Raw genomic sequence first — 10,086 nt, 5'->3', positions numbered from 1 at the left:
CGGCGCCGGCCCAGCCAGCGGCCCCGCGCCGTCTGGAAGCCGTCCAGCCCAAGCCGGTCCAGCCGGCCGCGCCCGTTCCCGCCCCGATGCCGGACCTGCCGGGCACCGCCACGGTCATGACCCTGGGCGCCCATATGTGCAAATGGCCGATCGGCGACCCGTCGTCGCGCGAGTTCAGCTTCTGCGGCCGCCGCGCTTCGGAAGGCGTCTATTGCGTCGAACACGCCCGCGTCGCCTACCAGCCGCAGATCAAGCGCGGCAAGGAAAGCGGCTCCGACCTGGCCCGCAGCCTGCGTCGTTACATTTAAAGGGCGCTATCGCTCGCCGCACGGCGGCTCGCTGCTTGAGCGCGGCGCTTCGCGCGGGTCATGCCCGCGTCATAGATGCTCTTTAGGGAGCCGACACCCCCTCGCCGGCCCGCGCAAGCGGCCGGCGAGACTTCAGGGGGCGGGGCTGCGGTTCATCCGGGTTGACGCAGCCCCATCCATGTTCGCCCGACAGCGTCCTTCCGGGGCGTCCGAAGGACGAACCCGGAACCCAGGAGACGGGCATCCGGCATTGGATGCGTTCGGCAGCGCTGCCGAGGCCCTGGCTTCCGGCTTCCTCGCTACGTTCGGCCCCAGAATGACGACCCAAAGCGGTCGGGACTAATTCAACACCCGACGCGCATCCGGCGTATCCAGCGAAAAAGCCGGGATTTCCGCCTCGAAACTGCGGCCTTCCGCATCCGTCATGAAATAGGCCCCGACCATCGACCCGCTGTCGGTCGGCAGCGGACAGCCCGAGGCGTAGGAATAGCTGTCGCCCGCCGCGATCACCGGCTGTTCGCCGATCACGCCGGGGCCGCACACCTCCTCGACATGGCCATGGGCGTCGGTGATGGTCCAGCGCCGCGCCATCAGCTGCACCGTCGATCCCGACAGGTTCACGATCTCGACCTGATAGGCCCAGACCCAGCGCCCCGCCTCCGGGTCCGACTTCCCCGCCAGATAGGAGGGCCGCACCCGGATCAGGATGCCGTTCGTTTCGGCGCTATAGGCAGGACCATCGTGCATGGGCTATATGCTCGCCCCGCCGCGCGCGGGCTGCAAGCGCGACTTGAAGACAAGTCGTGAAATCCGTGTGAGACAGACGCCATGAGCATTTTCCAGGCGCCGCGCCCCGGCATCCTTCCCGCCCAGTCCATCGAGACATTGATCGCAACGGGCGCCGTCACGTCCGACACCGCTTTCGATCACGATCAGGTTCAGCCCGCCAGCCTGGACCTGCGCCTGTCGGATCAGGCCTGGCGTGTCCGCGCCTCCTTCCTGCCCGGCAAGCGCAAGGTCGAGGAACGGATCGCCGACGTGGCCATGCACGCCGTCGAGATCACCGACGCCGGCGTCGTGCTGGAGAAGGGCTGCGTCTATATCGTGCGCCTGCAGGAGCGGCTGAAACTGCCGAAAGGGTTGATCGCCCGCGCCAATCCGAAAAGCTCGACCGGCCGCGTCGATGTCTTCGTGCGCCTGCTGACCGATCAGGGCGCCAGTTTCGACGACGTGGCAGAAGGCTATGACGGACCCCTCTATATGGAGGTCGCGCCCCAGACCTTCTCCATCCTGGTCCGTCCCGGCACGCGGCTGAACCAGCTGCGGCTGAAGGCCGGCGATCCGCCGAAGCTGGAGACCCGCTCGGTCGGCGTCGATCTGCAAGGCGGCGACATCGTCGGTTTCCGCGGGCGCCGGCACGCCGGGGTGGTCGATCTGGACCATATCGACGGCCACGATCCGCGCGACTTCTGGGAGCCGCTGACGCTGCGGCGCGGCGAACTGCTGCTGGATCCGGGCGAGTTCTACATCCTGGCTTCGTCCGACGACGTCGAAATCCCGGTCGATCAGGCCGCCGAAATGACCCCCATCGATCCTTCGGTCGGCGAGTTCCGCGTCCACTACGCCGGCTTCTTCGACCCCGGCTTCGGCACGGACGAGGCGCACGGCGCGGGCTCGAAAGGCGTGCTGGAAGTCCGGACCCACGACACGCCGTTCCTTTTGGAACACGGTCAGATCGTCGCCCGCCTGGTCTATGAACCCCTGACCGAACGCCCCAGCCGCCTGTATGGCGAAAGCGGCAGCCACTATCAGAACCAGGGCCTGAAGCTGTCGAAGCATTTCAGGGTGTGGTGAGTTAGCCCTGACCGTCTCCTCCCCATTTCATGGGGAGGTGGCTCGTAGCGCAGCGGAGAGACGGAGGGGCTCTCACCGCATCGCAAACGCCTGCGGGACTTCAAGAACCCCTCCACCGCGTAGCCTGTCCTCGGGCTCGCCTTTGGCGAGACCCGTGGGCGCCCCCTCCCACTGCGTGGGGAGGAGACGCGGTCTTCACGTCAGCTTGTCCGCCTTCCTCAGCCCCGGGAACATCGCCGACCAGGCGCCCGTGGCCGCCAGGGCGCCGAAGCCGCCGAAGACCGCCGCGCCCACTGCGCCCAGCAGGCGCACCATGACGCCGGAATAGGCTTCGCCCAGTTCGTTCGAGGCGCCGATGAACAGCATGGACACCGACGACACGCGCCCGCGCATATGGTCGGGCGTCGCCAGCTGGATCAGGGTCTGGCGCACATTGACGCTGATCATGTCCGCCGCCCCGCCGATGAAAAGGACCAGGCCGGACAGCCAGACGATGCGCGACAGGCCGAAGGTGATGGTGCAGATCCCGAACACCGCGACCGCCGCGAACATCCACACGCCCCCGTGCCGAACGATCGGATAGCGGCTCAGATAGATGGCCATGACCATGGCCCCCACCCCGAACGACGCACGCAGCAGACCGAACCCTTGCGGCCCCACATGCAGGATGTCGCGCGCGAAGATGGGCGTCAGCAGGGCCACGCCCGCCAGCAGCACCACCACCAGATCCAGCGATATGGCGCCCAGCACGATCTTGGTCTTCCACACATAGGCGAGCCCCTCCTTGACCGAATCCACCGGCGACAGCGGATTGGTCTGGGGCGCGGGCTTGCCGCTGGTGCGGATCAGGATGAAGGCGGCGACGGCCAGGAGGAACATGCCCAGCGACACGGCATAGGCCAGCGGCACATTGACCCCCACGATCACCCCGCCCAGGGCCGGGCCGGCGATAGCCCCGGTCTGGAAGGCGATGGACTGGGCCGCGATGGCGGGCGGCAGGGCCTTGCGCCCCACCACCATCGGCAGGAAGGCTTGGCTGGCCGGCGCCAGGAAGGCCCGCGCCGCCCCGAACAGGGCCGCGACCGCCAACAGCCCCCAAAGCGGCGGCGCGCCGTGCAGCGCCATGGCCAGGAACGACCCCGCGCAGGCCGCCTCGACCAGGATGGAAATCCACACTGTGCGCTTCCGGTCGCGCCGATCCGCCATCGCCCCGGCCGGCAGGGTGAAGGCCAGAAGCGGCAGGAACTGACACAGTCCGACTAGCCCCAGATACAGGCTGGCTTCCTCGATCGGATGATCGCGCCGGGCGATCTCATAGACCTGCCACAACAGGGCCGAGGACTGGATCTGGATCGCCAGCACGGCGACCACCCGCCCGAACCACAGCAGGCGGAAGTCACGAATGCCCCACGGGCTGGACGGGCCCTCGGGCGGAGAGGGCGGAACGGGCGGGGCGGCGGGGCCGGTGTCTATGGATTCTGTGGTCACGGTCGGTCGAACCTATTTCGCAATGGCGGCGGCGGAAACCCATCGGGGCCGGTCTGCGCCGAACCTGAGCATTACGCCTTCTCGCCTTCGCACGATTTCCCTAAAGCATAGGCGCATGAGCCGCGCATCAACTCCCGTTATCGATCCTGTCGAACTGACCCAGGCGCTGATCCGCCGCCCGTCCGTCACGCCCGCCGACGAGGGGGCGATGGACGTGCTGGAACGCCATCTGACGACCCTGGGCTTCACCTGCCGCCGCCTGGCGTTCGAAGGGCCCAGCGGCGTCGGCGTCGATGCGCGGATCGAGAACCTGTACGCCCGGCGCGGGACCGGCTCGCCCAATCTGTGTTTCGCCGGCCATACGGACGTGGTGCCCACCGGCCCCTCGGACCAGTGGTCGGCCCAGCCGTTCGAGGCCGAGGTCAAGGACGGCGTTCTCTATGGCAGGGGCGCGGTGGACATGAAGGGCGGCATCGCCGCCTGGGTCGCCGCCGTGTCCCAGGTCATCGCGGACCATGCCAAGAATGGGGGGGAACCCGCCGGCTCCCTCTCCTTCCTGATCACCGGCGACGAGGAAGGCCCGGCGCTTCACGGCACAAAGCGGGTGGTCGAGACCCTGGCCGCCGAGGGCGAGGTCATCGACGCCTGTGTGGTCGGCGAACCGTCATCGTCGCAACAGCTGGGCGACATGATCAAGGTCGGGCGGCGCGGCTCGCTGAACACCTGGATCACGGTGCAGGGCAAACAGGGCCACGTCGCCTATCCCGAGCGGGCGGCCAATCCGGCGCCGGTGATCGCCCGGCTGATGACCCGGCTGAACGACCATGTGCTGGATAGTGGCTATGAGGGATTTCCCCCGTCGAATCTGGAGATCACCACCATCGACATCGCCAATCCGGCGACCAACATCATCCCGGCCGAAGCCAGGGCGCGGCTGAACATCCGCTTCAACCCCAGCCATACCGGCGACGCCCTGATCGACTGGCTGAACCGCGAGGCGGGCGCCGTCCAGGCCGAGACGGGGCTTCAGATCACGCTGGAACACCTATGCTCCGGCGAGGCCTTTCTGACCGAACCGGGCGATTTCGTCAGCGCGGTTCAGGATGCGGTCGAGTCGGAACTGGGCCGCCGCCCTGAGGCTTCGACCACCGGCGGAACCTCCGACGCCCGCTTCATCCGCGCCCTGTGCCCGGTGCTGGAACTGGGCCTGGTCGGCCAGACCATGCACCAGATCGACGAACGGGTGCCGACGGCGGAACTGGAGGCGCTGACGGCGGTCTATCGCCGGGTGATCGAGACGGTGATGGACAGACTGCGCGTCTGACGGAACGGGCCGCGCGCCCTTCACGTTCGATCTGAAACCGCTGGAAGGATCATCGCCATGTCGTCGCGCGTCACGCCCCTCGCCCTCGTCTCCGCCCTGACCTTTTCGATCGCGGCCTGCGGCTCCCCCGAGCGGTCCGACCAATCCGCGCCAGCCGCCACAACGGCGCAGAGCGCGCCGACCGCTGTCGCCCCTCCGCCCGCCGCACCGGCGCAGGCCGACTGGTCCTCGCTGAACGCCCTGGTCGGCCAGTACCCCAGCGCCAGCAAGCTGATCGAGGACAGCGCCGTCACGCCCGAACTCAAAACCCTGCTCGGCGCGAAATATGAGACGCTGGCGACCCATATGCAGACCCAGTCGCCGCTGGAGCGCGAGGGATCGGTTCTCTACACCTCGGGAAACAAGGCGCACGAAGGCGGAATCAACGCCGCCTATATCCTGATCGACCCGACACAGAGGGCTCTGGAAGTGGGCCTGTGGGAAAACGGCAAGCTGACGACCTATTCGACGCAGGGCGCGACCTTGGCCAAGCCCAAGGACATCCAAACCATGATCGCCAACGGCTGATCGGATCGCCGCTGGATCGGCCGCCCGGCGGCGCATGTGAAAATCCCGTGAAATTTTCAGTCCGTCCGCAGGCGACGGCGCGGCGACCGCTTGTGCAAGACGTCGCGAACGGCGATTTCTGTCGGCATGGCCGAGAAGGACTTCAAGAGCGCGAAGACGCAATGGCGGGACGTCGTCCTGGTGTGCCGAAAATGCTCGAAAAAGCTGGACGGCGGCTTCGGCCCCGACGGCGATCTGACGCTGAAGAAGGCGCTGCGTAAATACCTTCGCCTGAAGAAGGGAAAGTCGGGCCGCAAGGGCGAACTGGTCGTCACCGGCGCCGACTGTTTCGACATCTGCCCCAAGGGGGCGGTGGTGGCGGTCAATACGGCCGAGCCGAAAAAGCTGTTGATCGTGCCGGCCGGGGCCGACCTGTTCGAGGTCAAGACGCGGCTGGGGCTGGACGACGGTCGGCGGCTGAAGGCGGCCGATCCGAACTAGGCCGGCGGCCAACTGGCGCCTTTCTTCGGGCCGCAAGCCGTGTCAGAGCGAAGCCATGGATGACACTCGCATCGAAAAGCGCGTCGGGGTTCAGGCGACCTCGGACCGCATCTGGGATCTGGTCGCGGACCTGGCGGGCTGGGGCGCCTGGAATTCGGTCGATGCCGATGTCGAGGGCGTCATCGCCTTCGGCGGCCGCCTGACCATGACCGAGACCTGGCCCGAGATGGCGCCGCATCAGTCGCTGGCCCGGATCGTCGAATGGCAGCCGCGCGGGCGGCTGGTCTGGGCGGAACGGCGCGGCTTCCTGTTCCAGAGCCTGCGCTACATCCAGATCGAGGAGCTGGCGCCGGGCAACTGCATCGTCGCGGTCGGCGTGCGCTTCTCCGGCCTGCGCGGCGAACTGTTCCACGACAAGCATCGCCCCGCGATCCGAAAGGCCCACGAGGCCATCGCCGAGGGACTGAAGGCCGCCGCCGAAGCGGGCTAGTTTCCGGCCTTCATCATGTCGATCACGTTCAGGATCGCCGGTCCCAGGATGACGATGAACAGCACCGGCAGGAAGAACAGGATCATCGGGACGGTCAGTTTGGCCGGAAGCGCCGCCGCCTTCTTCTCGGCCGCCGACAGGCGCAGGTCGCGGTTCTCCTTTGCCATGACGCGCAGCGCATTGGCCAGCGGCGTGCCATAGGTCTCGGCCTGGGTCATGGCCGTCGCCACCGCCTTCACGCCCGGATGGTTGGTCCGCTTGCCCAGGTTTTCATAGGCCATCCGCCGATCCGGCAGATAGGACAGTTCGGCCGACAGCAGCGACAACTCCTCGGCCAGATCGATGGACGACGGCCCCATCTCCTGACTGACCTTGGTGATCGCCGCCTCGATCGACATCCCGGCCTCCACGCAGATCAGCATCAGGTCGAGCGCATCGGGGAAGGCCTGCATGATCGAAGTGCGGCGCTTGTCGATGCGGTTCTTCAGATACAGGTTCGGCGCATAGAAGCCCGCCACCGCCGCCGCCATCACCAGCGTCAGCTTGTTCATCGTGGGCCAGTCCACAACCTTGATGACGAACATGTAGAAGGCCGCCACGATCATGAAGAGGATCGGCGAGGCGAAGCGGAAAAAATAGAAGGTGGTCAGGGGCTTCGGCCCCCGGAAGCCGGCTTGGATCATCTGTCCGGCGACCTTGGGGTCTTCCAGCAGCTTGGTCAGGTTCAGCCGGTCCACGACCCGCTTCTTGAACCCTTCATCGGTATGACGCAGCCCGCCCTGACCGCCGGCCATGCCGGCGCGCGAACGGCGCTTCAGGTCGTCGCGGCGCTCGGCGACCGCCTTCATCCGCTTGTCCAGGTTGACCCCGCCGGTCATCGACGACAGCAGGGTCAGGACGGTGGCGAAGACCAGCACGCCCACCCCGATGCTGAGCAGGTTCTGCGGATCGGTGATGAAGCGGATGAAGCCTTCCATTCCGCCCGCCTCAGAACTTGAACGAGATCATGCGCTTCATCACGAAGACGCCTGTGGCCATCAACACCGCCGCGATCAGCAGCAGGAAGTTGCCCCGAATATCGGTGAACAACTGCATCATATAGGCAGGCGTCGTCAGCATGACCATCAGCATCACCGCCGGCGGCAGGGAGGCGATGATCCCGGCGGACGCCAGGGCCTCGGACGACAGGGCCTTGATCTTCTCGCCCATCATCCGGCGCGCACGCAGAACCGACGACAGATTGCTCAGCGCCTCGGCTAAGTTGCCGCCGGTCTTCTGCTGGATGGCGATGACGATGGTGAAGAACCGCAGTTCAGGCGTTGGCATCCGCTGATACATCCGGTCCAGCGCCTGCTCCAGCGTCATGCCCACGCCCAGGCCCTCCACCAGTGTCTGGAACTCCGGTCCCAGCGGCAAGGGGCTTTCCCGGCCGATGATCTTGAAACACTCGTGGACCGGCAGACCCGATTTGATGCCGCGCACGATGATGTCCACCGCATTGGGAAACTCCAGCGAGAACTTCTTCATCCGCCGCTTGGCCAGGAAGCCGATGACCCAACGCGGCGCGCCCAGGCCGAAGATAAGCCCCACGCCGATGACCACCAGGATCGGCAGGCCCAGCACCAGGGCGACCCGGAGGGCGACCACCCCGACCACGGCCGAGACGATGTAGAAGGCGCGCGCGCCCATCCTCAAGCCCGCCTGTTTCAGGCGCGCGTCCAGGGTCGTGCGGGCCTTGCGGTCGCGCCGATCCGCCTCTTGAAGCTGGACCAGTATCTGTTTGCGGCGCGCCTCGGGGGTGTTGGCGGCGGCCGTCTTGCGGGAAACTGCGGGGTTCTTCTTGCCGTCGCCGATGGCCTGGGCGCGCTTGACCGCCTGGGACGAGGAATCCTCGCCGCCGACGAAGACCCAGCCCAGGCCGCCGATGGTGATGAAGGCCAGAACGGCGGCGAGGATCGGCAGCATGGTCTATTCCGCCGCGTCCAGGGCGTCGGCCAGTTCGCGCTCCAGCCCATAGTAGCGGGCGCGGTCCCAGAAGCGCGGGCGGGCGATGCCGGTCGAACGGTGACGCCCGACGATCTTGCCGTTCTCGTCCTCGCCGGTGATGTCGAAGACGAACAGATCCTGGGTCACGATCACATCGCCTTCCAGGCCCACGACCTCGGTGATGTGGGTGATCCGGCGCGAGCCGTCGCGAAGGCGGGCGGCCTGGACGATGACATCGACCGATCCCACGATCATCTCGCGGATGGTGCGCGACGGCAGGCCGTATCCGCCCATGGTGATCATGGACTCCATCCGGCTGATGGCCTCGCGCGGGCTGTTGGCGTGCAGCGTGCCCATGGAGCCGTCGTGGCCCGTGTTCATCGCCTGCAACAGGTCGAAGGCTTCGGGTCCGCGCACCTCGCCGACGATGATCCGCTCCGGGCGCATCCGCAGGCAGTTCTTGACCAGATCCCGCATGGTGATCGTGCCCTGGCCTTCCAGGTTGGGCGGGCGGGTCTCCAGGCGCACGACGTGCGGCTGTTGCAGTTGCAGTTCGGCGGCGTCCTCGCAGGTGATGACGCGCTCGGTCGGGTCGATGAAGGCGGTCAGGGTGTTCAGCAGGGTCGTCTTGCCCGACCCCGTGCCGCCCGAGATGACCAGATTGCATCGCGAGGCGCCGATGACGCCCAGGACGCGCGCGCCCTCTGGACTGATGGAGGCGTACTCCACCAGATTCTTCATCGTCAGCTTGTCCTTCTTGAACTTGCGGATCGTCAGCGTCGGGCCGTCGATCGCCAGCGGCGGGGCGATGACGTTGACGCGCGACCCGTCCGGCAGACGGGCGTCGCAGATGGGGCTGGATTCATCGACGCGACGGCCGACCTGCGACACGATCCGCTGACAGATGTTCATCAGCTGGGTGTTGTCGCGGAAGCGGACATTGGTCAGTTGCACCTTGCCCGCGACTTCGATGAAGACGCGCCCCGCGCCATTGACCATGATGTCGGCGATGTCGTCGCGGGCCAGCAGCGGCTCCAGCGGGCCGTATCCCAGCACATCGTTGACAATGTCCTGAACCAGATGCTCCTGCTCGGCGACCGACATGGAGACGTTCTTGATCGCCACCAGTTCGGAGACGATGTCGCGGATCTCCTCCGACGCCGCCTTCTGGTCCAACTGGGCCAGTTGCGACAGGTCGATGGTGTTCATCAGCGCGTTGAAGATTGTCGTCTTCGTGGCGTGATAATAGTCGCTCTGTTCACGGACGATCTCGGCGACCGCCTGGGCCTTCTTCAGCTGTTCCAATCCGACGGTGGGCTTGGGGCCCGCGCCGTTGGTGGCCGGGCGCGCCGCCTCGGGCTTGGGACGCGGACGCGACGCCAGGGCGTCCAGTCGGTCCGCCGACGCCGAGGCGCCCGAAGCGGACGGCGCATCGGCGCGGGCGAAGGCCTCTGCCGCCGGCTCGAAATCGTCGCCCGCGAAGGCATAGGCGGCAGCGGGCTTTTCGGCCGGCGAGGCCGGCGCGGCTTCGGCCCTGAACACGGACACAGGTTCGGCCGCGAGCGGCGCAGACGCCGGGGCGGGTCGCG

General features: G+C 67.0%; 11 protein-coding genes. 6 read left to right on the top strand and 5 right to left on the bottom strand.

The genetic code is table 11. The features are described from left to right. The coding region (locus tag RTU05_RS15010) for a GcrA family cell cycle regulator (RefSeq protein ID WP_312599155.1) at positions 1 to 308 on the top strand (308 nt) is incomplete at its 5' end. A gap of 339 nt (positions 309 to 647) precedes the next feature. On the opposite strand, the gene apaG is transcribed toward RTU05_RS15010, so the two are convergent. Next, positions 648 to 1,055, bottom strand: a complete 408-nt coding sequence (gene apaG, locus RTU05_RS15005; RefSeq protein WP_312599154.1) for a Co2+/Mg2+ efflux protein ApaG — start codon at positions 1,053 to 1,055, stop codon at positions 648 to 650. Between the two features lie 81 nt (positions 1,056 to 1,136). Here apaG and RTU05_RS15000 point away from each other — a divergent pair, with 81 nt between their 5' ends. After that, positions 1,137 to 2,162 (top strand): 2'-deoxycytidine 5'-triphosphate deaminase, encoded by a 1,026-nt coding sequence (locus RTU05_RS15000; protein ID WP_312599153.1) that lies wholly within the window; start codon positions 1,137 to 1,139, stop codon positions 2,160 to 2,162. 195 nt (positions 2,163 to 2,357) lie between these two features. Here the strand turns inward: RTU05_RS15000 and RTU05_RS14995 are convergent, their stop codons facing one another. After that, entirely contained in the window at positions 2,358 to 3,650 is a 1,293-nt protein-coding gene (locus RTU05_RS14995) for an MFS transporter (protein ID WP_312599152.1), read from the bottom strand. Between the two features lie 115 nt (positions 3,651 to 3,765). Here RTU05_RS14995 and dapE point away from each other — a divergent pair, with 115 nt between their 5' ends. From dapE to RTU05_RS14975, 4 genes are all read left to right on the top strand, one after another. Continuing rightward, on the top strand, positions 3,766 to 4,974 hold the full coding sequence (gene dapE, locus RTU05_RS14990; protein ID WP_312599151.1) for a succinyl-diaminopimelate desuccinylase: 1,209 nt from the start codon (positions 3,766 to 3,768) through the stop codon (positions 4,972 to 4,974). Between the two features lie 57 nt (positions 4,975 to 5,031). Continuing rightward, on the top strand, positions 5,032 to 5,541 hold the full coding sequence (locus tag RTU05_RS14985) for a hypothetical protein (RefSeq protein WP_312599150.1): 510 nt from the start codon (positions 5,032 to 5,034) through the stop codon (positions 5,539 to 5,541). 126 nt (positions 5,542 to 5,667) lie between these two features. Beyond that, on the top strand, positions 5,668 to 6,021 hold the full coding sequence (locus RTU05_RS14980; RefSeq protein WP_312599149.1) for a hypothetical protein: 354 nt from the start codon (positions 5,668 to 5,670) through the stop codon (positions 6,019 to 6,021). 55 nt (positions 6,022 to 6,076) lie between these two features. Further along, a complete protein-coding gene (locus RTU05_RS14975; protein WP_312599148.1) occupies positions 6,077 to 6,511 on the top strand; it encodes an SRPBCC domain-containing protein in 435 nt (144 codons plus the stop codon). On the opposite strand, the gene RTU05_RS14970 is transcribed toward RTU05_RS14975, so the two are convergent. Genes RTU05_RS14970 through RTU05_RS14960 form a run of 3 tightly spaced genes read right to left on the bottom strand, consistent with a single transcriptional unit; the run spans position 6,508 to position 10,045 of the window. After that, positions 6,508 to 7,488, bottom strand: coding sequence for a type II secretion system F family protein (locus RTU05_RS14970; RefSeq protein ID WP_312599147.1), 981 nt, complete (start codon positions 7,486 to 7,488; stop codon positions 6,508 to 6,510). The genes RTU05_RS14975 and RTU05_RS14970 overlap by 4 nt on opposite strands. A gap of 10 nt (positions 7,489 to 7,498) precedes the next feature. Next, on the bottom strand, positions 7,499 to 8,476 hold the full coding sequence (locus tag RTU05_RS14965; protein WP_312599146.1) for a type II secretion system F family protein: 978 nt from the start codon (positions 8,474 to 8,476) through the stop codon (positions 7,499 to 7,501). Positions 8,477 to 8,479: 3 nt separating this feature from the next. Further along, positions 8,480 to 10,045, bottom strand: a complete 1,566-nt coding sequence (locus RTU05_RS14960) for a CpaF family protein (RefSeq protein WP_312599156.1) — start codon at positions 10,043 to 10,045, stop codon at positions 8,480 to 8,482. Positions 10,046 to 10,086: the final 41 nt, after the last annotated feature.

It is taken from the genome of Brevundimonas sp. (assembly GCF_032017145.1).
In the GTDB taxonomy this organism is placed as follows: Bacteria; Pseudomonadota; Alphaproteobacteria; order Caulobacterales; family Caulobacteraceae; genus Brevundimonas.
Note: the sequence above shows the minus strand (reverse complement) of the source record. Positions and strands in the feature narration are given on the sequence as shown.

Excerpts from the sequence above, each read along its gene's own strand:
- apaG (WP_312599154.1), bottom strand. The coding sequence starts at position 1,055 with ATGCACGATGGTCCTGCCTATAGCGCCGAAACGAACGGCATCCTGATC.
- RTU05_RS15000 (WP_312599153.1), top strand. The coding sequence starts at position 1,137 with ATGAGCATTTTCCAGGCGCCGCGCCCCGGCATCCTTCCCGCCCAGTCC.
- dapE (WP_312599151.1), top strand. The coding sequence starts at position 3,766 with ATGAGCCGCGCATCAACTCCCGTTATCGATCCTGTCGAACTGACCCAG.
- RTU05_RS14985 (WP_312599150.1), top strand. The coding sequence starts at position 5,032 with ATGTCGTCGCGCGTCACGCCCCTCGCCCTCGTCTCCGCCCTGACCTTT.
- RTU05_RS14980 (WP_312599149.1), top strand. The coding sequence starts at position 5,668 with ATGGCCGAGAAGGACTTCAAGAGCGCGAAGACGCAATGGCGGGACGTC.
- RTU05_RS14975 (WP_312599148.1), top strand. The coding sequence starts at position 6,077 with ATGGATGACACTCGCATCGAAAAGCGCGTCGGGGTTCAGGCGACCTCG.
- RTU05_RS14970 (WP_312599147.1), bottom strand. The coding sequence starts at position 7,488 with ATGGAAGGCTTCATCCGCTTCATCACCGATCCGCAGAACCTGCTCAGC.
- RTU05_RS14965 (WP_312599146.1), bottom strand. The coding sequence starts at position 8,476 with ATGCTGCCGATCCTCGCCGCCGTTCTGGCCTTCATCACCATCGGCGGC.